Annotated in this window: 27 protein-coding genes and 2 pseudogenes; 3 read left to right on the forward strand and 26 right to left on the reverse strand. The window is 40.5% G+C overall.

All coding sequences use genetic code 11. The features are described from left to right. The first annotated feature begins 1 nt into the window (after position 1). Positions 2–1,048 carry an S-methyl-5-thioribose-1-phosphate isomerase gene (mtnA, locus tag AC3ISB_RS16245; protein WP_144552026.1) on the forward strand — a complete coding sequence of 349 codons (1,047 nt, stop codon included), beginning with the start codon at positions 2–4 and terminating at the stop codon, positions 1,046–1,048. A 160-nt stretch (positions 1,049–1,208) separates the two neighbouring features. Here mtnA and AC3ISB_RS16250 read toward each other — a convergent pair whose 3' ends face one another. The 12 genes from AC3ISB_RS16250 to qoxA form a co-directional block, all read right to left on the reverse strand. Beyond that, on the reverse strand, positions 1,209–2,096 hold the full coding sequence (locus AC3ISB_RS16250; protein ID WP_489273723.1) for an LCP family protein: 888 nt from the start codon (positions 2,094–2,096) through the stop codon (positions 1,209–1,211). A 116-nt stretch (positions 2,097–2,212) separates the two neighbouring features. Then, the gene (locus tag AC3ISB_RS16255) at positions 2,213–3,670 is read right to left on the reverse strand and encodes a lmo1851 family serine protease (protein ID WP_480339417.1); all 1,458 of its coding nucleotides are present in this window, start codon (positions 3,668–3,670) and stop codon (positions 2,213–2,215) included. Positions 3,671–3,957: 287 nt separating this feature from the next. After that, positions 3,958–4,662: a purine-nucleoside phosphorylase gene (gene deoD, locus AC3ISB_RS16260; RefSeq protein ID WP_076366058.1), complete on the reverse strand. Its 705-nt coding sequence runs from the start codon at positions 4,660–4,662 to the stop codon at positions 3,958–3,960. Between the two features lie 234 nt (positions 4,663–4,896). Then, complete coding sequence (locus AC3ISB_RS16265) at positions 4,897–5,067, reverse strand: YozD family protein (RefSeq protein WP_064505166.1); 171 nt, start codon at positions 5,065–5,067, stop codon at positions 4,897–4,899. A gap of 179 nt (positions 5,068–5,246) precedes the next feature. After that, positions 5,247–5,954 carry a hypothetical protein gene (locus AC3ISB_RS16270; protein WP_098369345.1) on the reverse strand — a complete coding sequence of 236 codons (708 nt, stop codon included), beginning with the start codon at positions 5,952–5,954 and terminating at the stop codon, positions 5,247–5,249. A gap of 154 nt (positions 5,955–6,108) precedes the next feature. After that, positions 6,109–7,875 (reverse strand): ATP-binding protein, encoded by a 1,767-nt coding sequence (locus tag AC3ISB_RS16275; RefSeq protein WP_480339416.1) that lies wholly within the window; start codon positions 7,873–7,875, stop codon positions 6,109–6,111. Between the two features lie 14 nt (positions 7,876–7,889). Then, positions 7,890–8,132, reverse strand: a complete 243-nt coding sequence (locus tag AC3ISB_RS16280; RefSeq protein ID WP_098369618.1) for a YozE family protein — start codon at positions 8,130–8,132, stop codon at positions 7,890–7,892. Positions 8,133–8,627: 495 nt separating this feature from the next. Then, the gene (locus tag AC3ISB_RS16285; protein WP_141994685.1) at positions 8,628–8,759 is read right to left on the reverse strand and encodes a YokU family protein; all 132 of its coding nucleotides are present in this window, start codon (positions 8,757–8,759) and stop codon (positions 8,628–8,630) included. Continuing rightward, a complete protein-coding gene (gene qoxD, locus AC3ISB_RS16290; RefSeq protein WP_098369343.1) occupies positions 8,713–9,000 on the reverse strand; it encodes a cytochrome aa3 quinol oxidase subunit IV in 288 nt (95 codons plus the stop codon). The genes AC3ISB_RS16285 and qoxD overlap by 47 nt, the downstream gene beginning before the upstream one ends. Positions 9,001–9,002: 2 nt before the next feature. Further along, entirely contained in the window at positions 9,003–9,599 is a 597-nt protein-coding gene (qoxC, locus tag AC3ISB_RS16295) for a cytochrome aa3 quinol oxidase subunit III (protein WP_098369342.1), read from the reverse strand. Further along, entirely contained in the window at positions 9,590–11,545 is a 1,956-nt protein-coding gene (qoxB, locus tag AC3ISB_RS16300) for a cytochrome aa3 quinol oxidase subunit I (protein WP_480339415.1), read from the reverse strand. The genes qoxC and qoxB overlap by 10 nt, the downstream gene beginning before the upstream one ends. A gap of 50 nt (positions 11,546–11,595) precedes the next feature. After that, positions 11,596–12,537 carry a cytochrome aa3 quinol oxidase subunit II gene (qoxA, locus tag AC3ISB_RS16305; protein WP_480339414.1) on the reverse strand — a complete coding sequence of 314 codons (942 nt, stop codon included), beginning with the start codon at positions 12,535–12,537 and terminating at the stop codon, positions 11,596–11,598. A 220-nt stretch (positions 12,538–12,757) separates the two neighbouring features. Between qoxA and AC3ISB_RS16310 the strand changes: the two are divergent. Then, positions 12,758–13,857: pseudogene (locus AC3ISB_RS16310) on the forward strand (amino acid permease); the annotation flags it as partial. Here the strand turns inward: AC3ISB_RS16310 and AC3ISB_RS16315 are convergent. From AC3ISB_RS16315 to AC3ISB_RS16370, 12 genes and pseudogenes are all read right to left on the reverse strand, one after another. Then, positions 13,845–13,901: pseudogene (locus AC3ISB_RS16315) on the reverse strand (hypothetical protein); the annotation flags it as partial. The pseudogenes AC3ISB_RS16310 and AC3ISB_RS16315 sit on opposite strands and share 13 nt — an antisense overlap. Positions 13,902–14,113: 212 nt before the next feature. Continuing rightward, a complete protein-coding gene (locus tag AC3ISB_RS16320; protein WP_144528986.1) occupies positions 14,114–14,395 on the reverse strand; it encodes a YokU family protein in 282 nt (93 codons plus the stop codon). A 1-nt stretch (position 14,396) separates the two neighbouring features. After that, positions 14,397–15,800 carry a lysine 2,3-aminomutase gene (kamA, locus tag AC3ISB_RS16325; RefSeq protein WP_098369338.1) on the reverse strand — a complete coding sequence of 468 codons (1,404 nt, stop codon included), beginning with the start codon at positions 15,798–15,800 and terminating at the stop codon, positions 14,397–14,399. 118 nt (positions 15,801–15,918) lie between these two features. Then, the gene (locus tag AC3ISB_RS16330) at positions 15,919–17,298 is read right to left on the reverse strand and encodes a sigma-54 interaction domain-containing protein (protein ID WP_489273724.1); all 1,380 of its coding nucleotides are present in this window, start codon (positions 17,296–17,298) and stop codon (positions 15,919–15,921) included. An 82-nt stretch (positions 17,299–17,380) separates the two neighbouring features. Next, entirely contained in the window at positions 17,381–18,229 is an 849-nt protein-coding gene (gene ablB / locus AC3ISB_RS16335) for a putative beta-lysine N-acetyltransferase (RefSeq protein WP_098369336.1), read from the reverse strand. Between the two features lie 79 nt (positions 18,230–18,308). Continuing rightward, positions 18,309–19,580, reverse strand: a complete 1,272-nt coding sequence (locus tag AC3ISB_RS16340) for a peptidase (RefSeq protein ID WP_452450375.1) — start codon at positions 19,578–19,580, stop codon at positions 18,309–18,311. 9 nt (positions 19,581–19,589) lie between these two features. Beyond that, positions 19,590–20,255 (reverse strand): 3-oxoacid CoA-transferase subunit B, encoded by a 666-nt coding sequence (locus AC3ISB_RS16345; RefSeq protein ID WP_098369617.1) that lies wholly within the window; start codon positions 20,253–20,255, stop codon positions 19,590–19,592. Further along, positions 20,222–20,911, reverse strand: coding sequence for a 3-oxoacid CoA-transferase subunit A (locus AC3ISB_RS16350; RefSeq protein WP_260398130.1), 690 nt, complete (start codon positions 20,909–20,911; stop codon positions 20,222–20,224). The genes AC3ISB_RS16345 and AC3ISB_RS16350 overlap by 34 nt, the downstream gene beginning before the upstream one ends. Before the next feature lie 23 nt (positions 20,912–20,934). Then, the gene (locus AC3ISB_RS16355) at positions 20,935–22,299 is read right to left on the reverse strand and encodes an aspartate aminotransferase family protein (RefSeq protein ID WP_098369334.1); all 1,365 of its coding nucleotides are present in this window, start codon (positions 22,297–22,299) and stop codon (positions 20,935–20,937) included. Positions 22,300–22,480: 181 nt separating this feature from the next. Then, entirely contained in the window at positions 22,481–22,810 is a 330-nt protein-coding gene (locus AC3ISB_RS16360) for a hypothetical protein (RefSeq protein WP_076366028.1), read from the reverse strand. Between the two features lie 221 nt (positions 22,811–23,031). Continuing rightward, positions 23,032–24,006, reverse strand: a complete 975-nt coding sequence (locus tag AC3ISB_RS16365; protein ID WP_480339412.1) for a S66 family peptidase — start codon at positions 24,004–24,006, stop codon at positions 23,032–23,034. Between the two features lie 321 nt (positions 24,007–24,327). Beyond that, on the reverse strand, positions 24,328–24,486 hold the full coding sequence (locus AC3ISB_RS16370) for a YjcZ family sporulation protein (protein WP_098369332.1): 159 nt from the start codon (positions 24,484–24,486) through the stop codon (positions 24,328–24,330). A gap of 306 nt (positions 24,487–24,792) precedes the next feature. On the opposite strand from AC3ISB_RS16370, the gene AC3ISB_RS16375 reads away from it, so the two are divergent. Beyond that, positions 24,793–25,881, forward strand: a complete 1,089-nt coding sequence (locus AC3ISB_RS16375; protein WP_144551949.1) for an SGNH/GDSL hydrolase family protein — start codon at positions 24,793–24,795, stop codon at positions 25,879–25,881. 55 nt (positions 25,882–25,936) lie between these two features. On the opposite strand, the gene msrB is transcribed toward AC3ISB_RS16375, so the two are convergent. Both msrB and msrA read right to left on the reverse strand, forming a co-directional pair. Beyond that, on the reverse strand, positions 25,937–26,365 hold the full coding sequence (gene msrB / locus AC3ISB_RS16380; RefSeq protein WP_480339411.1) for a peptide-methionine (R)-S-oxide reductase MsrB: 429 nt from the start codon (positions 26,363–26,365) through the stop codon (positions 25,937–25,939). Further along, entirely contained in the window at positions 26,355–26,846 is a 492-nt protein-coding gene (gene msrA, locus AC3ISB_RS16385; RefSeq protein ID WP_377414216.1) for a peptide-methionine (S)-S-oxide reductase MsrA, read from the reverse strand. Before msrA ends, msrB begins: the two co-directional genes overlap by 11 nt. Positions 26,847–26,991 lie beyond the last annotated feature (145 nt).

Below are 26,991 nucleotides of genomic sequence, written 5' to 3' on the forward strand. Positions count from 1 at the left end.
CATGACTACACTAGCACCCTTACCATATTCGGTACAATGGGATGATACCCATATTACATTATTAAATCAACAAGCCCTTCCTTCCATAACTGAATTTATTGAACTTCATTCTGTTGATGATGTATTTGACAGCATTTTGACATTAAAAGTTCGCGGTGCCCCAGCAATTGGACTGACGGCAGCATTTGGTGTTGCTCTTGGTGCCAAACAGGAAACAACCGCTGAATTAGGGGATTTCAAGAGAAATGTCACGAGGCATATTGAAAAACTCGCCTCTTCACGGCCAACTGCAGTCAACCTTTTTTGGGCGTTAAGGAGGATGGAGAACACCTTGCATGCTGCGCAAAGCATTTCAGCTGCAAAGGAAGCACTTGTATCGGAGGCTAAAGCCATCTTTGCTGAAGATGAAGAAATGTGCAGGAAAATCGGGGAACATGGTTTATCCTTATTCACTAGAGGAGATTCCATTCTCACTCATTGCAACGCTGGGGGAATTGCCACAGCTCGGTATGGCACAGCCCTAGCTCCCTTCCACCTGGCTAAAGAAAGGGACTTTCCGCTAAAAGTGTTCGCATGTGAAACGAGGCCTGTCCTGCAAGGTGCGCGTTTGACGGCTTGGGAATTGATGCAAGCGGGGGTTGATGTCACCTTAATTTCAGATAATATGGCTGCACATACGATTCACCAGAAACAAATAAATGGAATTATCGTCGGGGCCGACAGGATTGCGGCTAATGGAGATACAGCCAATAAAATCGGGACATTGGGATTGGCCATATTAGCCAAGCACTTTGGCATCCCCTTTTATGTGGCCGCACCATCAAGCACATTCGACCTTTCTATCGAATCCGGCACATCCATTCCGATCGAAGAACGGAATGAAGCGGAAATCACCTTCATTCAAGGTGTAAGGATCGCTCCGGAAAACGTGAAGACTTTCAACCCAGCCTTTGACGTTACACCAAATCATCTTATTACGAGCATCATTACCGAAAACGGCATCATAACACCGGATTTCATTAAAAACATTCCTCATTTTGTTAATTGATCCAGGTTCCTTATTGATGATAAAAAAACGAGAAGGATTTCGTATCCCTCTCGTTTTTTAAAGATGATCATGATTATTCTTACGAGGTCTATAATACAATAATTCAAGTGAATTCGAACATATTCACTTAATATAAGGTTGTTTTCAATAATAGATCTTATTATTTTGAAAAGAACTCCTGAAGTGCCCTTTTATTTTTAGTGTAGTCCATTTCCAAAACGGCTCCGGACTGGGGATATATTTCATCCTTAAAGCTTCCTTCCACTGGAACCCTTAAAGTTTCGACGGTGTCCGGTGTATGGAAGACGGCTTTTGGACCCATTTCCATTATTGTTTTCAGTCCAATATCTGTATCCAGGTACGAGAGTCCTTGTTCGATGATACTAGGAAGAGCTGCCATCCCTTCGAAGGATGAGATTTGATTTATGAACGCTGTTTTTAATTGGACCATTACTTCTTGTTGACGCTCTACCCTTCCAAAATCACTTTCATCGTCATGCCTAAAACGGACATATTTCAATATTTCCTCACCATGTAAAACATTTTTACCAACACTTGCTTGAATGCTCATATCATCAATGATTTCCTGATCCACATTCACCGCTACCCCCTCAGGGGCAAGTAAATCGACCATCTTCACAAATCCCTGGAAGTCGATTACCGCTACATGATCGACCTTGATATCGAAGTTCTCCTGTATGGTTTTCTTGAGCAGTTCCCTTCCACCATAATAATAAGCGGCATTTATTTTGTTATATCCTGATTTATTCCCGGGCATTTTCACATAACTATCACGCATGATGGAAGCCAGCTTCAGTTTCTCCTGCTCAGGAAAGTATTTTGCCAGGATAATCGCATCTGATCGAGATTTTTGCTCTCCCCTTGTATCAACACCAATTAACAGAAATGTTTTCACGCTTTCCTGGTCCTCTTCTTTGGTTAGTTTTTTTTCCGTACCTGCATTTCCATTTTGTTTGGGTAAAGGGGCATAGGTGCAGCCTGCCAGAATCAAGATCAATAGATATATGAAAAATACCTTTTCTTTCATTACCTCACCTCATCGGAAAATTACCCCTATTCTCTGTCTAATATTGGAATTTTATGCATTTAACGACAAAAAGCCTGCCAACGATAATCGCTGATAGGCTTTTCGGGCATAATCATTTATTTGATTTCTTTCTTTAATACTTCTACTGCCTTTTTCACTTGTGTGTCGTTTTTAAGGATCTTCTCGCGGATGACCTGCATCAATTTCACGGTAGTATCATCTTTAATAGTCCCAGTTTCTTTAATTTTTTGTTCCTTCTGGAATGCTATGACCGCATTCGTGGTTGCTTCATCAAAGAATCCATCTATCTTTCCTGGATCATGTCCTGCTTCCTTCAACATCTCTTCAGCTGCTTTCACTTCACTCGAAGAATCGGATGCTTTCAATTCCTTATCAGGTGAAATGTACGGAAGGCTGGCATAATCAGGAAGCTTTACATTAATATCCGGCTTGATCCCTTTTTTATGAATCCAATTGCCTTCAGGAGTCAACCATTTAGCTGCCGTATATTTGAAGTTAGATCCATCTTTAAAGTCTTGGGCAGTCTGAACTGTCCCTTTCCCAAATGACTTGACACCGATCAATGGAATGTCCGCAGACTCACTGACAGCCGCTGCAACGATTTCAGAAGCACTGGCACTTCCGTCATCAATCAACACGACTACCGGGATTTTCAGTTCTCCATCATTCTTCGATTTATAGACTTCTTTTTTCCCGCTGCGATCCTCTACTTGAAGGACCACTTTCCCATTAGGTATGAACAGGCTTGCCATTTCTATTGCTTGGTCAAGAAGTCCCCCTGGGTTTCCGCGCAAATCCAATACGAGACCCTTCATATCCTTCTTCGACATTTCTTCAAGCGCCGTTTTCAGCTCTTGGACTGTATGTTCGGAAAAACTGGTCACTTGAATTTTTGCAACTCCATCATCAAGCATTTCCGCATAAACCGTTTCAATTGGAATTGTATCCCGTTTAATTGTGAGCTCAATCGGTTCCGACTCACCAGCTCTTGAGATGGATAAATCCACTTTCGTTCCCTTTTCGCCCCTTATTTTCAGGACAGCTTCAGAAGAGCTTAGTCCTTCAACGCTTTTACCGTCCACACTTAAAATGATATCATTCGGTTTTACCCCTGATTTTTCTGCTGGGGACCCTTTTATCGGTGAGACGACCATGATTTTTCCATCCTGCTCCTGAATTTCGGCACCGATTCCTTCAAAGGATGAAGAGATGCTCTCATGGAAACTCGATGCTTCCTTTTTATCCATATAAGCAGAGTAGGGATCATCCAATGATTTGATCATTCCATTAATTGCCCCGTCAACCAGCTTATCTTGATCAATCTCTTCATAATAGTTATCTTTTATCGTATCGTATGTAGAATACAGCTTTTCAAATTCCGAATGTTTATCCGGTGCTAATGACTCTACTTTTTCATCTCCAAAGGTCAAGGCTATTGTAGTAATCCCTGCAGTTAGAAATATGACTAAGAAAATCCCCATAATGAACGTAAACTTCTTTATTTTAATGAATTTCCCTGCCTCTTTTGGCTGTTTTTGATTTTCTTCTTCCACTGAAGCCTCACCACTTTCATTCTTCATGACGATATAAACGATTTCATTCCTATTTTATCAGCTTTCATGCCAATCGAAAAATAATAGTTATCAAAAATAACAACTTATGACCATATGTATTTTTTTACCGCTTCACAAACGTTAATATAGAGAAAGCTCCAAGGGCAATAGCTATCTCCTGACATTACAACAATACGGATACCAAGGAATAACTGAGCCTGTATCCCGACTGTCATTCTACAGCATCACTTATTCCTGGTAACCCGCCTGACATTTACATCCGATTATCAATCCTTGATAGCTGCTTCCAATGCCACCTCAACCATTTCGTTAAAAGTTGACTGGCGCTCATCCGACGTCGTTTCTTCACCGGTTAAAATGTGATCGGAAATGGTTAATACAGATAAAGCTTGGCGGCCAAATTTAGCGGCAAGCGTGTATAGGGCAGCTGACTCCATTTCTATTGCAAGTATTTGGTATTTTGCCCATTTTTCCAATTCACTATTATCGTTATAAAACTGATCGGCCGTAAATACATTACCGACCTTCAATTGCAAGCCTTTAGCCGTACCGGCGTCATACGCTTTTCTTAGTAATTCGAAATCAGCGGTTGGGGCAAAGTCCACCCCACCGAAAGTCATGCGGTTCATTTGGGAATCGGTGGAAGCACTCATGGCAAGGATCACATCCCTGACTTTTACATCTTTTTGAATCGCTCCTGCAGTTCCCACACGAATCAGCTTCTGGACATTATAGCTATTCATCAATTCATTCACGTAAATGGAAATGGATGGAACCCCCATGCCTGTACCTTGTACAGAAATTCGTTTCCCTTTATATGTCCCTGTATATCCAAACATGTTACGAACTTCATTATAAAGTTTAGCATCCTCTAAAAATGTTTCAGCAATATATTTTGCACGCAACGGGTCCCCTGGTAGTAAGACCGTTTCCGCAATTTCATTTTCTTTTGCACCAATATGTACGCTCATACGACTATGTCCTCCTTAACTTGTGGTTGAAATGATATTCAAAAACTACTATACCATATCAACCACAAGTTAGGAAAATTGAACCTTATCCTAGAACTTGAAAAACTGGAAATCACGAAAAGACTTTTGGCACCCTTACTCTAAACCGCAAACAAAACGGCGGTGGTCCGCCGTCTTTTTTTAAATCGTTAATAAAATTAAGGGAAAGGAAGCTGCTAACCGTCTTATGACAGGTTACTCATCGACTTCTTCATCAATTATGCATTTTTCAAGAAGATATTCGAATGTGATGTCAGCAAGATCTTCAACTTCAGCTTCTGTTGGAAGATAGCCCCGTCTTATTAATTCTTGAAAAAAGAATTCCGCTATCTCTTCTGTATCAATAAAAACCTCAATTTCTCGCAAATCATCGCCCCCTTATTTAAAGGTCTATGAATGTGTAGAGACAAATATACCAGTAAGGCATCCCATAATGGAAAATCATATGAAGGGCCTATAGTCATCATGGTCCATTTCTGTTCAATTTGAATGGAAGCTTCTATAGGGAATTTGGAAATTGCCCTTTAAAAAGTTTGGGATACCTTTCACTTCGTTTGCTTCTTTTTATGATCTGGATAAATTTCCTCTGCCGCTTTTTCAATTTTCGCTAGGGCAATCTTCATGATATGGCGGTATTCATCATCTCCAAAATGTTCGTAGAGCTTACAATAATCATTATATAAATCTAACAGTCCATCAATCATTTCCTTTTTTTCATTTTTTGTCATTGTCATATCTCGCTCACCTTTACCAGGGTTGTTTTGTTTAGAAATGATAGCAAGCTCATTTTTCTTTTTAGGAAGCAGCAGACCCAACTTTTTTATAATTCCATCTGCACGTTTAGCATCGGCTATCAAAGTCAGTTCTTCTTCATGCGCTTCAAGCCATTCACCATCCGAGATTCTTGATAACTCATAGATTACATCCTCCCAGGCATTTTCCTTATAGCGCCAAATTTCCGTTCGATAGCCAATAATCTTGAAATAATCCTGTTCATATCCATCCACTTGGACCAAGTCACCTAATAAATATTTATATTCAATATCGATTTGTTCTTTTGGATAAAGGATTTCTCCTTCATATTCATTTATCGATTGCAATGTTTTTTCGATATAAAGACCTTCACTATAGTTCACTTCATACACATAAGCACCATCGAGAAATTTTACATCGGTTATATTCCCGACTGTCCCATACATTGTTATTACGACTGTATCGCCTAATTTAAATTTCGGCTGTTTTTTTTTGCCCATAAGAGACATCCCCCAATATGGTCCTTATCGTTTGATTAGTAAATTATATGCACAAACAAACATGGAGGTTAATGGAAATGAGAGGGCATTTTGCTCATTTAACTAAGTAACCGGCCCATTTATTAAAGGGCACTGCAACCAAACAAAAACCGCCTCATTTAATGAGACGGTTCGTAGTGGGAATGATGAGAGTCACTTTCGTTCCTTCGTCGCGGACGCTCTCTATTTGGAATTTACCTTTTAATTCCTCCATTATCTGAATGCACGTCGCCACACCTAATCCGTTACCATCCGGTTTGGTGGTATAAAAGGGCATACCGATATTTTTTAAATCCTCGGGACTGATGCCTTTTCCATCATCGCTGATCACTAATTTTACATATTGGGACATGGAAGTCTGTTGCAGTTCAATCTGCCCCATTGCTTCGATGGCTTCACAAGAATTATTCAAGACATTCAAGAGAACCTGCCTTAACCGATTTCTGTCTGAATAAACAAAGACGGAGTGTGTCACTTCATTAATTATTCTTACATGATAACTCGGATTTGAGGGGGTATAGGTATCTATAATTTCTTCAAGGAAATCCTTTAAATCGAATTTCTCCCATTCCAGTTGATGCGGTTTTGCCAAATCAAGAAGTTGTGTCACGAATGCATTGACCCGATCTACTTCATGAAGCATGACATCACTATATTTTTCTATTAATGTTTTATCATGATCCTGGCTCTTCATTAATTGGAAAAAGCCCTTTATTGTCGTCAACGGGTTCCTGATTTCATGGGCGACACCGGCAGCAAGCTGGCCAACATATTTCAATTTTTCCGTACGGACTATTTCCTTCTCACGTTCTTCTATCGTTTCCATCATTCTTAGAAAAGCAAGGTTCAATTTTTCCATTTCCTCGAAGCTTCTTTTGTCGGATATGATGAATTCCTTTCCCCCTATGAAATCCTCTGTCGCTTCGACAAGTTCTTGAACTGGCCGTACGAGGGTCTTTGTTAATAAATAGACAGCCAGAATGATAGAAACAAAAACGATGCTGTAGATTGTCAGGTACCGTGTTAATAGGTCATTCAAAGGTTGAAACACCTGTTTCTTATCAGCCCCCACAACAACAAACCATTTATTCTCCGTTTCTGCAATCGTATGGACAGGCTGGATGGAATATATTTTTTCCCCATTCTCTGCACTGTACAAATCATCCGATAACGAAGCTTCCATCAGCTTACCTTTAGTTAATCCCATTTCTTTCAAGGCAGAATCCTGCATGACGCCATGCGGGTCCTTTTTCGAAATCATGATGCCTTCTTGATTGATCATGAAAAAGTTCACTGGGTATTTATCGCTAATTTCATTAGCCTTCTTCTCCATCATCTCCCAAAGCCCTTCCAACCGGAAAGCTGGGGATACGACACCGATCATTTTCCCTGCATCATCATATACCGGCGCACTTAGAACCATTATGGGTTTTGAAAAAGTCCGGGTTTTATAAACGTCAGAAAGGAATTCATGACCTTCTATGGCCTCTTTGAACCATATTCTCTTCGAGAGGTTGTCCCCGATCATTTTATTTGATGTATCTGCAATGACATTGCCTTCCATATCCAAATGCAAGACACCGTAATAATTACCTTTTGCATCGATAAACTTTTTTAGTTCATCTGATTTCTCTTCTTTTGAATAGCCAGGATTGATGATTAACGAATTTGCACTCATAAACTTCACATCACTGATTCGTTCGTTCAAATAGTTGTATGTTTCATTTACAATATTCATTGAACCTGCATTCAGGGCATTTTTTGCTTCCTTCTCCAGAAGGGATCGTTGTGATCCATAGGATATGATTCCCAATATCAGAAGAGGAACACTTGCAATAAGTAAAGAGTAAAGCAAAATTCGGGTTTGAAGGCTTTTAAGCATCCTTCCGATCCTCCCTATTCCTGATCTCCCAATATGAGCCCTTCTTCTATTTGGACATACTGTTCCCACGCTTGATCGAATACTGACATACTTTCGAGATAGTCTGCATTCAATTCTAAATAACTGCTCAGTTCATTATAATCAGTCGATTGTTTTGGGAAGCCATGGTCCTCATAGGCATGATTGGCAAATTTAGTGATTGCATCAATTTCCTTCGGTTGTCGAAATTTCATTAAATATAAATAAAATGGTCTCATGATGTCGAGCCCCCCTAAAATAACTATGATTTCTGCTTTAATATATCGGAAACTTTCGCTTCCGTCCACTTTTTTTAAAATCAATTTGGTTTTTTCTTCCTCATTTTAAGAAATCCACGATTTTTCAACACAAAATGCATTCGTTATATTTCGGAATTACACTAAAATATCGTACTCATTCCATATTTATTACATCCTTTTAAAGAATTTTTTTACTTTTAACGACTTAGTTCTTCATGATTCGATAAAGGAAACGAAGTGCTTCAATCTTGTTTAACCTATACACAGGTCCCATAATAAATACGCTAAGCATGTTCTGTCATGCCGCTTGAAGGATGGGGGAATTTCTACAAAACCTCATTATCCAATTTACCCGCAGGCTTTCATTATGCAAAAGGGAAAATCCCCTTCATCTAAGATAGAAATAGTGGTTTACACTGTTCAGTCTAAAATGAGGGGATTTATTCATTTATTGAAAAGTAATACACCCTGCCACTAAAAGTCAAAGTAATTACGTTTCAACAGTCTTTTCATGTTCATTAACTCACTGTACTTCGTTTGTTTTTCAAGCTGTTTCGAATCAATAACTCCAACCCCAGACCATACATAGTATTGTACCGAAGACAGTAATTAGAGCTAGGAATATAGCGCAATATAGAGTCATAAAAATTGATTTGCTATCATCAGTTTCACGAGCATGCATAAACACAACTAGTTGAACAGCTGCTTGTATGAATGCTGTCAATATAAAAATCGTCATGCCTGTTGCTTTTGACATACTGAAGAAGTAAACCAAAAGAGCTACAAACGTCAAAATCAATGAAAATACAAAACCCCATACTTGTTTAGCCGGGAATAATTCCTTCATGTTTATGTCATTCCTTTCATGTAGATAAAGGTGAAGATGAAGATCCAAACGATATCTAAGAAATGCCAGTAAAGAGAGAAAATGAAGGATTTATTGGCTGTTTCAGGTGTCAACCCACGTTTTTTCACTTGAAGGATAATAAATAACCCCCAGAAAAGTCCTAATGTAACATGTGCTCCATGTGTCCCTAATGTTGTAAAGAGCATCGATGTAAATGCACTAGTTTGCAGTGTAGCTCCTTCGCGATAATAGGTAATGAACTCAGTAATTTCAAATCCTAAGAATCCTAATCCAAGAAGGAGAGTGATTACGAAGAATGTCAACATGGCTTTCTTGTTGCCGAGTCGCATGGCATGAATTCCAAGCCCGATGACAAAACTGCTTGTTAAGAGCAAGAATGTTTCAGCAAGTACTGGAGTGATTTCAAAAATTTCTGCTCCAGTAGGACCGTTACCCGTACGATCAACTAATGTAAAATATGATGCAAAGAGTGTTGCAAAAAGCATAATTTCGGCTCCAAGGAAAATCCAGAAGCCTAAAATATTTAGACGATTTTGTTCCGTACTATATTCAAGAGGTTGCGAGTGATCTATTTCCATTTATTAACACCCCCAAATTTTGCTTCTGTCTCTTTAATTTCTTCTACAGAAATGTAATGCCCATGATCTATTTCGAATGAGCGATGAGCCATGCAAACAAAGATACCGATTAACCCAATAATCGCAAGAAACCATATGCTGAATACTAACGCAAATCCAAAGACAAAGAAGATACAGGACATGATAAACGGTACGCCGCTGTTATTGGGCATATGAATTTTTTCATAGTCACCCTTGAATAATTCATGACCTTTATATTTAGCATCCCAAAACGTTTCCCTTGAGTTCACTTGTGGAATAATAGCAAAGTTATATTCTGGTACTGGATTATGAGTAGCCCATTCAAGGGAACGTGCATCCCACGGATCATCACTAACATCTCTTGGAGCATGGCGAATGCTATAGTAAATCGTATATACGATTAATACAAAGCTGATTGCCATTAAAGCTGCCCCGATAAACGAAATCATATTCAATGGTCCAAATCCAGTCGATTCAGAGTATGTGTATATACGACGTGCTTGACCATCTAAACCAGTGATATACATAGGGAAGAATGCTAAGCAAAAACCAATGGTTAGAAACCAGAACGCCCATTTCCCAATCCTTTCATTCAACATGAAACCAAACATTTTCGGCCAGTAGTAAGTTCCGGCACCAAGCACAGCAAATACTACACCCGGAATAATGACATTGTGGAAGTGAGCTACTAAAAACATTGTATTATGGTATTGATAATCCGCCGCTGACATCGCAAGCATAACCCCGGTAACTCCACCGATTGTGAAAAGAGGTATGAAACCTATTGAATAAAGCATAGGTACGGTAAATCTGATTCTACCTTTCCACATCGTGAACAACCAGTTAAAGATCTTGATTCCAGTCGGAATAGCAATTACCATCGTTGTAATCGAGAAAATACTATTAACATATGCTGCTTGCCCCATTGTAAAGAAATGGTGCGTCCAAACGAAGAATGAATATATAGAGATAAATACCATTGAAGCAACCATTGATCGATAGCCATATAGGTTACGTCGTGAAAAGGTTGGGATAATCTCACTGAAAAGACCAAATGCAGGCAAGATTAAGATATATACTTCAGGATGTCCCCAAACCCAGAACAGGTTAGCCCAAAGCATATCCATACCGCCATCAGTCATCGTGAAAAACTTGGTTGCGAATAGTCGATCCATTGTTCCCATGATCAGCGCCACTGTTAATACAGGGAATGCGAAAATGATAATAATGCTTGTGACTAAAGCAGACCATGTAAACATTGGCATTTTCATTAATGTCATACCGGGTGCTCTCATTTTAAGAATAGTCGTCAAAAAGTTAATCCCCGTCATTAATGTACCTATTCCGGCTATCTGAATACCAATCATATAATAATTCGTTCCAACATGCGGGCTAAATTCATTACCTGCAAGCGGGAAATAAGATGACCACCCTGCATCAGGCGAACCACCAATTACAAAAGAGATGTTGAATAGCATCGCACCCATAAAAAATAACCAGAAACTTATGGCATTTAGACGTGGGAATGCTACATCTCGGGCTCCAATTTGTAATGGCACTACGAAATTCATTAAGGCCATAATGTACGGCATCGCCATAAAGAGAATCATCACAACCCCGTGTGTTGAAAAAATTTCATTATAGTGCTGTGAATCTAATAATTTATTATCCGGTACGGCAAGTTGCGCACGCATCATCACAGCATCTACCCCACCACGAAACAGCATCAACAAAGCAGATATTAAATACATAATACCTATTCTTTTATGATCGACTGTTGTTAGCCAGCCACTCCATAAATAAAACCATTTTTTAAAGTGGGTTATACCAACAATGATCAAGAGAACAGTAACACCAATGGCCACCATTGATGAGTAAATGACGGGACTAGGATTAGGTATAAGAAATCTAGAGAAAAAACCCATACTTTTGTGTTTCCTTTCTGAACATATTTTTCTTGAGATAGACTAAGAAATTATTCATGATTGTGTGCTGATTTTTCCTTACTATTACTTGACTTATGATCATGCTCCATATGTTCACCTTTTGAATTCGCGTTAGAGTCACTTGAGCCATGATGATGTCCAGCATTTTCACCTTCTGGAGCTGGTGAGAAGTCTAAATGGGTTCCAGTGAACGTTAACTGTCCCTCATGACCCGGTTTTAATAATTCATTGAATCTTACTTCAGTAATAGGTTTCGCAGTGTCTTTAACTTCCTTTACCCATTCATCAAACTTATCTTGAGACATCGCTTCGACGTGGAACGTATTTTCAGCGAATCCTTTCCCACTAAAGTTTGCATTTCGTCCCATCATTTCCCCTGATTCGTCCGCTGCTAAGTGTAATGTGGTCACCATGTTAGACATGGCATATTTTTGACCGCCAAGTTGTGGAATCCAGAAACTCGTGATAGGCCCGAATGAATAAAGTTTAAATTCAAGTGGTCGATTTGTTGGAATATACAAGTAGTTTACTGTCTCGATATCGTTTTCTGGATAACTAAAATGCCACTTCCAGTCAGATGACGAAGCGTAAATAACTAATGGATCTTGACCTTTGTACCCTTCCGGAGTGGCTTCCACTTTATTATTGGAAATTACAGAAACAACGGAGAAGAAAATGACGATTAAAATTGGCACCCCAACAATAATCGTTTCAACAACATGATTCCCTTCAATGTAGGGTGGTTCATAATCTTTAGGTAGTTTAGAGTCACGGTATTTCGTTAACACAAAGACTAAAATGGCACAAACAACAATAACAATAACCGCCATGATCGCAATTGATAGCCAAATCACATTGGCTTGCGTTTGGGCTTGAGGTCCTTTAGGATCTAAGACCGCTAATGATTCACAGCCAGAAAGCACATTAACTATGGTAGAAAGAATAGCTAATAAAACCCATTTTATTTTCATATATGTATCCTTTCTTTTAAGATTTCATTTCTAAGTTATCCCAAATAATGTTTATCGATGATGGTAATTTCTAACATAGACACTTTAAGGCGTGATAAAAATGCATGAATTCATTTGAGGGCATGTTCATGTTCAGAGAAACAGGTAATCTAAATACCTACTTGCTTTGAAAAGGAATTTGAATATGTGAGGAGATACTGCACGGATATTTTTATTCATAGTGGTCAAAGTAAAGGGAGTGAGTGAAGATGAAAATTTAAAATGGTGGCAATTGTCCTTAATAGGGGTTGGCTGCACGATTGGTACTGGATTTTTTCTTGGATCGGCCATTGGTATAAAAATAACAGGCCCTTCAATTGTCCTTTCCTTTATTTTAGCAGCTATTGGAACCTATATTGTATACAGCCTATTAGCTAAAATGTCGGCTGAAGATCCTCAAGATGGATCTTTCTGCTACTATGTTAACAAAGCTTATTGGCGTTGGGCCGGATTAAGCTGCGGCTGGAACTATTGGAGTTCAAACATCCTGATTATGGGTAGCCAATTAACGGCTCATCGATTTTATCAAGATTTTGGTTTCCAAATGTTCCTCTTTGGCTCTTTGCAGCTGGATACGCCATTCTCACGATTATTGTCGTTTTAACCGGCAATGAGGGTTTTGATAAAGTAGAGAATTTACTGGCCGTTATCAAAACGGCGGCTATTGTTATATTTATTATTCTTGCAGCGGCTGCCGTGTTCGGATGGATTCACGGGGATGTAAAACATGCTGGTTTTCCTAATTCAGTCAATGAACTATTTCCCGAAGGTTGGAAAGGTTTTTGGTCTTCCTTAATCTATGCCTTTACGCTTATGGAGGAATAGAAGTAATTGGACTTATGGCCATGAGACTTAAAAAAGAAAGAAGATGCTCCCAAAGCGGGAATCATAATGTTAATAGTACTAGTGGTGATTTATATCATTTCACTCGGACTTGCAGTTTATATGACTGCACATGGGGAGTTTAATGAAAAGGAAAGTCCTTTTGTAACGGCACTAGATAAATATCATTTTTCTTTTTTCCACATGTATTTAATGCAACTATTATCTTAGCTGGTTTTTCAACGATGACCGTTTCATTATTTCAGGTAACAACACTCCTTGTGACCATCGCAGATGGCGGTGATGCTCAAGCTTTGTTCTCTAAAAAGCTAAAAAAGTTTAAGGAACTCCCTCTTCCTTCATTAAATTTACGAGTACATTACGACAGCCGCAGGTATCTTAATTTTGTTCAATTGGTCTTTCATTATTATTTCTGCTCTTCGTATTTTGAAAATAAATATTAGTTGTTTTAACAGTGCTTTTTCATCTACCCTAATACCCATTGAAGAAATTTCAAAAGACCTCTCCAAAAGAGGCTTCCAAAATAATATATCTCAATTTACCGCTTGCTTCCTTCGGAATTCCGCGTCACCACGGAAAGCAATCGCTACTAATGCCTTCACCGTTCGAGATGTACACCCTATAGACCGCACCGCCGGGCGCACAGAAAAACCTCACCAAAAAAAAGTAGATGAGGCAACTTATAATTATTTTTTTATTTCCCAAAATCAAAATAATTCCGCTTTAACACCCGCTTCATCTTCAATAACTCGTCATACGTCGTCTGTTTCCCTAACTGTTTCGAATCAATTAAAAATAGCTGATCTTCAATTTCTTTTACAATTTCATCACTCTGAAAAAGAGCTTTACAATTCTCGCAATGGGAAGATGGAGTTTCAGTAATTTCAACGGCTCGCGTCCCATCTGGTAATTCCCAATAGACCGTACCAGTTACCGATGAAAGTTTTCCTATCTCACACCATGGACAAGTTTCCATGCTATTCATCCCCTTTTGGAGTACTCTTCTTTTGTTGTGCCTGGAATTTCTTTTCTTTTAATTGATCTCGCTTTTCACGTTGATTTTTTAATGAAGCATGCTCCGGGTTGGTAACGTAATTTTCACGGCGATTCATTCGCTTCAGCCCTTCAGGCACTAAATTGAATTGCTTGTCGTTCATCAAACCAGCTATTCCTATATCTGACCGTTTTTCTTCCATATCAGGATATATCCCTTTGAAATAATCATCAGCAAGTCCTGGTGCGTAATTCTCAGGTTCGGGATATGTTGTAATCACTCCTTCAAAATTACGAAGCACTGTTTTTGTCGGTGATTGTGAAAGAATATAATTCGGTTGCAGTGTGATTTTCCCGCCTCCCCCTGGTGCATCTACAACAAATGTCGGTACAGCATACCCGGATGTATGGCCTCGCAGCCCCTCGATGATTTCAATCCCTTTTGAAATGGGAGCCCTGAAATGACCGATGCCTTCCGAGAGATCGCACTGATAAATATAGTAAGGGCGGACACGGATCTTAACAAGATCATGCATCAGCTTTTTCATGATTGCGACACTGTCATTTATCCCCGCTAAAATAACTGCCTGGTTGCCCACAGGTACACCTGCATCGGTAAGCATCTCACATGCTTTCTTTGACTCCTCGGTAATTTCTATCGAGGTATTGAAATGAGTATTCAGCCAAACTGGATGATATTTTTTTAAAATGGCACATAAATTTTCAGTGATTCTTTGAGGAAAAACAACCGGAGCCCGCGTACCTATCCTGATTATTTCAACATGAGGAATTTCCCTTAAGTTTTTGAGGATATATTCAAGGATCGTGTCATTGATCAATAATCCGTCCCCGCCGGAAATAAGGACATCCCGAACTGCCGGCGTGTCACGTATATAACCGATTGCTGCGTCCAATTGTTTTTTTGGCACGCCCATGCCAATTTGGCCTGAAAAGCGTCTTCGCGTACAATAACGGCAGTACATGGAGCATTGATTCGTCACCAAAAAAAGAACGCGATCCGGATATCTATGGGTCAGTCCCGGTACAGGGGAGTCCTCATCCTCATGAAGGGGGTCTTCCATGTCATATTTGGTTTTATGCATTTCTTCCGAGATTGGGACCGATTGCATTCTGATTGGACACCTTGGGTCATCTTTATTCATTAAAGAAGCATAGTAAGGGGTGATATTCAATGGAATGGTTTTTGTGGAAATCCTCACACCTTCCTCTTCATCCGGAGTCAGGTTTATCACTTTTTTCAAATCATCAACAGTTCGGATCGTATTCGTAAGCTGCCAAAGCCAGTTGTTCCATTGTTCTTCGGTTACATCTTTCCATAGCTCTATATCTTTCCAGTTGCGATCTGGCTTATATAAGTCAAATAACATGGTTATACCTCCTGAGTTATGATAGTAGTATTAAATGCAAGAAGGGTGCCAAAATGACCTAAAAATTCGAGTACCCATAAAAAAAACCGGACTGCTGGCTGCATCCGGATTTTTTTATTCAAATATGTTTTTTTATTTTATATTGCAAGGTCTGTCTTGGAATTTGCAATAGCTTCGATGCCTGGAAAACGTTACCCTTCGTTTGTAGAAGGGCCTCGGTAATCAATTTTGTTTCCATCTCAATCATGGCCTCACGAAGCGGAAGTATTTTTTCTGATGGGGTGGGCTTTTTTAAAAATTGGGGCAAATCTTCAAGATTCAAAACATCATTCTCCGTATGGTTCATCATGAATTCTATCGTATGTTTAAGCTCCCTGACGTTTCCAGGCCAATGATATTTCCGAAAAAAAACCTTATTCTTCTCATCCATGCCTTTTATCGACAGTCCTAATTTACTGTTAAATATTGATATGAAATGTTCAGAAAGAAGCTCTATATCATCAATCCGCTCCCTTAACGGAGGCAGCTCGTAGCTCAATACGTTCAATCGGTAAAATAAATCCGGCCTTAGCCTGTTTTCCGATACCGCCTTTTTCGGATCTATATTCATCGCTGCCATGATCCTGACATCCACCTGTACACTCTTTGTGCCGCCTATCCTCCTGATGAACCCATCTTCAAGTACACGCAGAAGCTTTGCCTGCAAGTCAATCGGCATCGATTGCAATTCATCCAAAAACAAGGTTCCGCCGTTGGCTAACTCAAACAATCCCTGACGTTCCACAGCACCAGTGTAGCTTCCTTTTGCCGTACCGAATAGAAGCGATTCCAATAAACTTTCTGGTAGGGCAGCACAATTTTGCGCGATGAAAGGTTCTTTACCTCGGCTCGAATCCTGGTGGATGCTTTGAACAAAAAGCTCTTTTCCTACACCGCTTTCCCCATAAACCAATACCGATGAGGAGGAGCGAGCAGCCTTTTTCCCTTGTGATATCAAACCTTTAAACTCACTATCATTTGTCAGGATTTCCGTGAAAGAATATAATCCGCCGTTCGCAGGCTTTTTCCTTTCAGGACTTTTGATCGTCTTGAGCGAGCTTTCCAGATCAGCTAACCTTTCAGATAATTGCTTCAAGCTTGAATAATCCTTGGCAATTTCAATTGCACCTATCATAAACCCATCAACATATATGGGAAGTGTCGTATTTAGCGTCTCAATGATTCGCCCATGTGCATTTACATACGATTGACTATAGTTGTAGATTGGTTTTTCAGATTTAATGACCCGGAGTAAGGTTGATGATTTATGATTCAAAGATGGAAAGGCTTCAAGCAACGGTTTCCCAAGTACCTCACTTCTTTTCATCCCATCGTGATTGGCCGCCACTCCGTTATAAAAGATGGTCTGTCCTTTTGGATCTATCACATGAATGCCTTCATCAATGGTTTCTAATATCGCTTCCAACACTTCACTTGTATTAAAAAATTCACTTGGCAAGATATCCCTCCTCAAGACCTTCTTGCTAAATGTATATGAGGAAATGCCAAAAACTTGTCATCAACCGCCTAAAAATGAGCATTCAAGTTAAATTTTTCACCCAAAGATTCATATCTTCCAGTTTATCAAAGATATAACAATTATTTGCCAAACGTCCGCGGTACGAGTAACCATGCTGATGCAATGCAGCATTCATGCCGAATGAGAGCGACCGGGCAATCGAATAGATACAATAAATGCCCTGTGAAATAAGATAGTCTTCAAGCGAGGAAATCAAGTGTTTCATCAAGCCGTACTGCCGATGTTCTGGCATTGTCGCACAATCGGTTATTTCTGCATTATGGTAAAAGGAATTAATTTCTGCGGAAGCAGCACTGACGATCCTCTCTTCATGGACATAAATATAAAAAACCGTTCCCATTTCCATGCACTTTTTCACATATACCGGATCATTCATCGGTGTGGGATACACTTCGAAAACCTTACCATACAATTGGGCCAGCTGAAGTGCATCGGTAACTTCTGCTTTACGGCCTTGATAGGCTGACGGCGGATCATCTAGTCCGGATTTTGTCGGCAGTCTCTGAACATCGTTAAGGATTTGATCTTCCTTCTCCCATTCTGCACTGTTGCGCCTTTCATTCCGGTTATATTTAACAAGGAAGAAACAATCGCTTCCCAAGAAGAATTTATCGATGCTTCCTTCATATAGAAAGCCTTGAGAAAGCAATGCCATAACGTTTTCCCTGCGTGACTTGAAGATGATTTTTTCTGCTGATATGCCTTTAGCCACCTTCAAAGATTCCTCCACGCAATCTTGAAAATGACCTAGATAATCATCAACCCTGATTCGCTTATTAAAATGATCGATCGTAATATGTATGGTGCATCTTGGCTTTTGAATTCTTTTTTCAATGATTCCAGCCTCCATTTGTCCGCTCCTTTCACATCTTCGAAAATGTGTTGCGAAAGGCCTGACCCTACCTGGAATCAGACCTTGGTAAAAATGATTATTCCTGGTCCACCCCACACCATTCAATAATGGTCAATGCGATGATTTTCGCAACCTCCATCATTTTATCGACCTCTATATATTCGTTCGAATCATGGGCCATCTTCGTTTCCCCTGGTCCAAACACAACTACGGGGGTAGAGCCAACCGATGATAGATACCCTCCATCCGTCGCCCAAGGGGACGCTTCGACAAGCGGTTCTTCCCCTACCACTTTTTCATAGTATGTGCCAATTGTCTTCATTAGCGGGTGATTTATTTCGAGATTGCCAGGCAGCCACCTGGCCCCAAACCATTCTAATTCAATAGGTTTTTCTTCGAACCATGCATCACTCCGGTTTAAAGCATCTATTCGCTCCTTCAGCGATTTTTGTGCCTCTTCCATGGTTTCTGTCGGGGCGATGCCGAATCTACCTTCTAGAACGGCTGTATCCGGCACAGAGGAAGGCCAATTCCCGCTTTGAATGCTACCTATGTTGATTGGAATCGGGATAGGGACATTTTTATAGAGTGAATGACGGAGTGACTCATTCCGTTCTTGTTCAAGCAACTTGATTTCTTTCATTACACCAACCGCTTTATCTATTGCACTGACTCCTTCATACCTCGTGCCTCCATGTGCAGACTTGCCTTTTATTCTCAGTCGAAACCACATCGAACCTTGCTGTAAAGGGAATAGTTTCATATTTGTAGGCTCCGGAATGATTGCACCATCAGCTTTGTACCCCCGTAAGACTGCCGCAAGTGTGCCGGCACCACCGCTTTCTTCTTCAATCACACTCTGGAATATCACATCTCCCTTCAATTTGATTCCAGATTCGACGATCGCTTCGATGGCCAGTAATAAGGATACATTGCCGCCTTTCATATCCGTCGTTCCCCGCCCGAAGACTTTCCCGTCTATCAACTTGCCGCTATACGGATCATCGTGCCATGCTGCATGATCTCCTTCAGGAACTACATCAATATGTCCGTTTAAAATAAGGGATTTCCCCTTGCCTGTTCCTCTTTTAATAGCCACAAGGTTCGGATTACCTTTAAAATCCCTTCGGTCGCAATAAAAATGGGGATGTTTTCTTAATTGTTCATCCCCGATCTCCCAAAGATCTATTTCTAGTCCAAGTTGTCTGCACTTCTCGACCACTATTGCTTGTGCACTTCCTTCTTGCCCCCTTTTGCTCGGTTCCTGAACCAGTTTCTGCAAAAGCTGAACCCCATTCATCCGATGTTCATTCAACCATGTACTTATTTTTTCCTCATACATATCCATTCTCCTCTCTCATTCTTTTAAATTATGGATGTTTTCAGAGACGGTAAACGAGGCTTCGGTCCGATTCCTGATTTCCTGAATGCTGGACGTATCAAATACATCAGTTAATAGGAGGCCCTCCGAAGTTACGGAAAACACGCCTAATTCGGTGATGATCATATGTACGCATTTTTTGGCAGTTAACGGCAACGTACATTTTTTGACTAATTTAGACATGCCCGCTTTATCGTTATGTTCCATCAAGACAATGACCTTTTTTGCCTTCGCAGCCAGTTCCATTGCACCGCCCATGCCTGGCACCCGCTTTCCCGGGACAATCCAATTAGCGAGATCCCCCACTTGACTTACTTGAAGGGCTCCTAGAATCGTGATATCCACCCTGCCTCGTCGTATCATCCCAAATGCAACAGTACTGTCGCAGTAAGAAGCCCCGGCTCTAATGGTGATCGGCAGTCCCCCAGCATTGCAAAGATGCGCATCTTCCTTCCCCATTTCAGGAGTACTGCCAATTCCCACGAGGCCATTTTCTGCATGAAACATAACTTTATGATCATTCAAAAGATGATTCGGTACAAGTGATGGAATGCCAATTCCCAAATTGACCAGCATCCCATCGCTTATTTCTGCTGCTGCCCGTTTCGCTATTCTGTTTCTATCTCCGGTTCCCAAACCCATTTCCAATCGACTCCTTTTGATGGAATGATATAATCCACAAAGGCACCGGGTACAATGATGTCCTCTGGATCCAAAGTGCCAAGCGGAACGATTTGCATGGCTTCGACTATAGTGATTTGACCGGCCGCAGCAACGATTGGATTCGTGTTCCTGGCACTTTTATCAAATATAAGATTTCCATAAGGATCTGCCATTTCTGCGTAAACAATGGCGATATCCGCAGTTAATGCCGGTTCCACCAGATAATTTTTCTTACCTAGCTTTACGGTTTGCTTGCCGTCCCGGACGATACCAGCTTCAATTCCAATATCAGTCAATATCCCGCCGAGTCCCATCCCTCCGGCCCGGATGCGTTCGACAAGTGTCCCTTGGGGAGAGAACTCCACTTCGAGTTCTCCATTGTTCATTAATAGTCCTGCATTTGGATTGGAACCGATATGGGAAACGATGACTTTTTTCGCACGGCGTTGGGTGACCAGTTTTCCGATTCCGATATCGGGGAAACCTGTATCGTTCCCAATCAAGGTTAAATCCTTAATACCTGATTCCAAAATCAGATTGATCAATCCCGGAGGCGTCCCTATGCCACCGAATCCCCCAAACAGGATGGACTGTTTATCTTTAAAGTGATGGCGGACATCCTCCAAACAACAAATCTTCTGGAATGTATTTTCCACCACTATGACTCACTTCCTTGTTGTGATGCCCGTTTACCTATCAATTCATTAAATTGCCAAAAAGTTATATCGACCCTCATTAACAATTCAGCACACTCCACTTCCGATATCGTTAACGGCGGGGAGATGATGATCGCTGCCCCTGTTACACCGTCAAGGCCTGCAGCTGCGGGATAAAGAAGGATTCCATTCCTCATTCCCAATTCAATGATTTCATTAGTCACGTCTGCCTCCTTCGGAAATGGAGCCTTAGTTGCTTTATCCTGGACAAATTCGATGCCAATTAATAAACCTCTCCCGCGTATATCTCCGATAAAGGAATACTTCCCTGCCAACTTTTTCAGGCCCCTAATCAGGTAATTCCCTCTGTCGGCTGATTTTTCCACAAGTTCATTCCTTTCGACATATTCTAAAACGGCCAAAGATACCGCACACGATAACGGATTTGCACTTAGAGTATGGCCTCCTATAATTGACTTCGAGCCTTTCATTATGGGCTCCATCACGTTTTTGGTCATTACTGCGGCCGCTATCGGTGTATACCCCCCGCTCATACCTTTACCGAATGTTACAATATCAGGATCCACATCCCAATATTCGGAAGCAAGCATCTTACCTGTGCGTCCAAATCCGGTCATTACTTCATCCGCAATGAATAAAATATCATTCTCTTCGCAGATTTTCTTGAGTTTTCGAAAATAACCATCAGGAGGAACAATGGCCCCTCCGGCTGCGCCGATAACAGGTTCTGCAATGAAAGCCGCTATATTTTCACTGCCAATACGCCGGATTGATGCTTCCAATTCCGAAGCACAGGACATTCCGCATGTATGTGGATCAAGTTGAAGTGGACATCGGTAACAATATGGAGGAGATACAGAAGGATATGATTCAAGCATAGGAGTAAATCTTTCCCGGCGAATCGGATGTCCAGACATTGAAAGAGCTCCCATCGTGATGCCATGGTAGCTCATCCATCTCGATATGATTTTCTGTTTCTTTGGCTTCCCTTTTTCCTGCCAATGCTGAATGGCAATTTTCAATGCCGTTTCAGTCGCTTCGGAGCCGCTGTTTACAAAAAAGCTGTATGTCAGTTCCCCTTTGGTCAATTCTGCAATTTTTCCGGCAAGTTTCTCTGCAGCATCGCTGGTAAATTGGGAACGATACACAAATGAAACCTGTTTAGCCTGTTTTACCATCGCTTCAATGATTTCCTGGACTCCATGGCCAATATTGGCTGTAACAGCACCTGAAGAAGCATCAAGGTATTCCTTTCCATCTTTGTCGTATAAAAAAACTCCCTGACCATGACTGATAGTCGGGTAGGCTCCTCCCAGGACCGGTTTGATCAATGAAGACTGCTCCATAAGCCCACACACTCCTTCTCTTTAAAAACAAATGCAATATAGTAAAGTGTATGTCCAGATGAAAGCAATCTTGCTAAAGAAATTGGCCTAAGCATGTTAACGGATAAATTTCTTGCTTTCATGGGTGATCGTCCAAAAATGGCGACAAAAAAAGTGTATCCGCAAGAGATACACTTTTTTCTTACAATGCGCTATTTAGTTTTTCTTCACGAATTGACTCCAAAAAACTTTCATCCTTTAAAACAGCCAGCACATTTTTATAAAAAGCAGTTTTATCGATAACTGAAGTATGCACATATTCATACTCTTTTAAAGACGGATGACGCAAAACATTTTTCATGCAGGAATGACAAACTTTTTTAGTTCCTAACTTATAGTAGTTCAAGTTACTTGCATCCCCATTAGAAGTATCTTCGTTACAAACGAAACATGTATGGCTCACACGGCCTTTTTTATTATACTCGGCCAATGCCCCTTCTAAACGAATGGATGCTGGAATTGTTAATAACACATAATCACCTTTTCTATTTTAAATCTCTTAGTATTATATCAGAAAAATATAGAATTTGAACTATTAGACTCATATTCCCTAATAATGCTTGTAAAATAGGACTATTTCCAGGGCTGACAAGAGGAAAGACTCCTAAAATACACCCTAATGCAAAATATATTCATACATATCCCGAACAGATTAAAACACCGTCCACTTTTGAACGGCGTCTTCAAACTGTGTCATGGATGGATCTGGATCATCGCTTTTCCGTTCTTCACCTTCATTACTGCTTTTGAACCAACCGGCACCGTTACAAATGGATGAACATGACCAAAGTTGGCATTAGCGATCACGGGTATGCCATTTATCTCCTTTTTGGCGGCGATGATTTCCTGTAACGCATATTCAGTCATTCCTGAATCCTTTTGGAAACGGCCGATGACGATTCCTTTAATCCCACTTGCACCTGGCTGATGGAGCAGGGATTGTAAATCCCGGTCAAAACTGAATGGATGGCTTTCTTCGTCATCTTCTATGAAAAGGATACTGTCCTTTAAAGATGGCATGTACTCTGTGCCTTGTAATAGATTGAGTGTACAAAGATTTCCCCCAATGATTGTCCCAGCAGCTTCACCTTCCTGAATGACCATGTATCCAGCATTCGGGTGGAAAGTGCGGTCATCCTGTTCTAAATGCCAAGAATCATCACTCCACGTTTCACTTGGATCAAGATAAAAGCCTTCACTTTCAATTACAGCCTTTTTAAAATAGTCCATCGTATATTCCAGACCAGCCTTCATCCCGAACGTCGAGAAATGAGGACCTGAATATGTAGTTAAGCCTGTTTTATTATATATGGCCAATAAAATTGCGGTTATATCACTATACCCCATCAACACTTTTGGATTTTCCCTAATCAAATCATAGTCGATATACCGTAACAATTGGTTAGCGTTATATCCCCCGATGGCTGTAAAAATCCCCTTCACATTCGGATCCCTGAACGCATCATGCAAATCCTCGATCCGGTCTTCGATCGAATTCGAGAAAAAGTCATCATGGTACAAAACCGTTTCACCATATGTCACTTTAAAACCAAGCTCAGTCAATCTTTCTTCTGCCAATCTGCGTTGTTCCCCTTTGACAATCGCCAAGCTTCTTGAAGGAGCGATTACGCGAATTTCATCCCCTGCTTTTAAACGGGAAGGTTTCATATCTTTATCCCCCTAAATTAATTACATTCTGTCGTTATTTTAGCAGAAATGGTGAACAAAGAAAAACCAAGACCCTTAATGTCATCCACACAACTCATTTTCCTTCCTGATTGGCCTAATTCCCCTCCTCAATGGCATTCTCTCGTCATTCCCATTGTGCCATAATCAGGATTGGAAAAAGGAATGGTTATGCATCTCCTGTCCATTTGGATTACATGTTTTTTCAGTCAGACACCTGGAATCTAAAAGGTCTACCGTCACCCCACCAATTTCCTTACATAAAGAAAAGACCAGCTTTCAGCTGGTCTTTGGGTTATTGTCTTAGCAGCAGAATGAAGCACCGATGATAATCAATAGAATGAACAAGACAACGATTAATGCGAAACCTGATCCAAATCCGCAGCAACCGCCGCCGTATCCGTATCCACCTCCACCATATCCGTACCCTGGTCCTGCAACGTTTCCACCATATCCGTACATAAAGTTTCACTCCTTTTAGAATTCTGATTTCTCTTTACACCTTACCATATGTCAATACGCCCGCCTCGGTCTGTGCATTTGCCTATTTTTCTGAATTTAAGAAAAAACTTCAATCAACACCATCTTCACCGCTAATCATTCAATGTCTGAAATACCACGATTAACCATGAAAAATGTCAAAAAAACGTTTTATATTTATTGTGTTACTTCAAAATTGGGATATAATAAGGAAAAAAACAATTCTTAGCCTTTTTAAGCTATCTCATACCTACATGGATACATAAAAGGCAATACGGGGGAACATAATTGAAAACGAACGCAAAATCCTTCATCCCTTTCGCTGCAATTGCCACGATCCTTCTAATCAGCTATATCCTTCAAAAAGTCCCTAAAACATATGGATCAGATGATTCGATAAATGTTTATCAAAAATTCCAATCAGGCCAGCCCATTCAGTATCTCGTCATTGGTGACAGTATCGGAAGAGGGTCCGGAGCTGAAAATCCTAATCTAACATGGTTCAAACAGTTAGAAAATAAGATGAATGATGCCAATGATATTCCTTTACACGGTGACTACGTGGTCCAAAGCGGATCCACTGCTTTTGAAGGTCTATTCAAGCTCTCCCAAAGAAGGGAGCATGATCATAAAGATCTGATTTTCTTCGTTTTTGGTGAAAATGACCGCAAATATATGAATGTCGATGATTTTACCATGACATATGAAGCGTTAATGAGGAAGGCTAAACGTCTCCACCCTAATGCTGAATTATTCACAATAACAGAGAGTTCCTTGAAATATAAGGAATTTGCTTCAGCCATCGGACTTTTATCCAAACACTACGGTGCAACGAATGTGGATATGCGACCAATATTCAAAAATTCAGGATATACGGAAAAACAGCTGACCAGAGATTTGATTCATCCAAATGGACTTGGATATAAATTATATGCTGATGCAATTTATGAACGGTTCCTTGATAACATCAAACGGGAAAAGGCTGTAGCAGGCCTTCCATCTAAGCTGCATGCCCGTTCTGGATTTGAATTATCGGAAATTGACCACTATGAAAAAATGAGCGGTTTCCGTCCAAGGGGCGGCTATTTCACTAGTAGTGAAAAGGGCAGTGTGATTGAATATACCTTCAAAGGGAGTATGCTTGGTGTGAAACTGCTTAGAAGTCCTGATGGCGGGGAAGTGAATGTATGGATCGATGGAAATGAAATCACGACTTTGAATACGTGGTGGCCATTTGCCCGTGAAAGATATTTATTTGTCACGAATGGGCTCCGTCCAGGTTCACATACTGTCCGTTTTGAGGTGACTGGCAGGACTAAAGCAATGGAACTTACCACCATTCCATTTGTCCGGATCGCATCAATCATCACGGATTGAATCCCACCTAATATTATAATAACCCCCTATCAATTTCTGATAGGGGGTTTTCCAATCAATCAAAAAGCTTTTTGTATTCTCCGTATCCTTCTTTTTCAAGATCTTGGAGCGGGATGAATCTTAATGAAGCAGAATTGATGCAATAACGTAATCCCGACGGTCCCGGCCCATCATTGAAAACATGACCCAGATGGGAATCGGCCGTTTTTGAGCGAACTTCGATCCTTCTCATACCATAACTCGTATCGAGGTTTTCCACCACTTCATCTTCTTTAAGCGGTTTAGTGAAGCTTGGCCAACCGCAGCCTGAATCGAACTTTTCCTTTGAAGTGAAAAGAGGATTACCTGAAACGATATCCACATATAATCCTTCCTCCTTCAAGTTCCAATATTCATTGTTAAACGCTGGTTCCGTTCCATTATTTTGTGTGACTTCATATTGAATCGGATTGAGTTTCTTTTTTAATTCTTCTTTACTTTTCATTTTTTTCCCCCCAGTGATGTTGTATGAATGCTTTGCGTCCTGAGCCGATCGAATATCTTTCATAATGTTCAGGTTGTTTTTTATAATAATGCTGGTGGTATGTCTCAGCTGGATAAAACGTTTTGGCTGGTATTATCGGAGTTACAATCGGTCCAGAAAATTTCCCGCTCGCCTGCAGCTTGGCTTTGGATGCTTCTGCAATTTCCCGTTGGTTTTCGTCATGATAGAAAATAGCCGTTTGATAAGAACTTCCCCGGTCATGAAATTGCCCGCCAGCATCCGTCGGGTCAATTTGCTGCCAAAATAACTCGATTATCTTCTCATATGGATATACGTTTGGATCAAAGGTGATCTGAACAGCTTCATAATGTCCCGTGGTTTCAGAACAAACCTCTTTGTATGTGGGATTTTCCGTAGTCCCGCCTGTATAGCCAGAGATAACGGATTCGATGCCAGGCTGTTCATCGAACGGTTTCACCATGCACCAGAAACATCCACCTGCGAATGTTGCTTTCTCTAATTGCTTTGTCAAATGAATATCCTCCTTTTTTGCAAACAATCCATTGAATGCATTTTAACGCTTTTATTTTAACCTGTAAAATAATATGCCGATCGAACCTATTTAC

It is taken from the genome of Peribacillus sp. GL_122 (genome assembly GCF_057835005.1).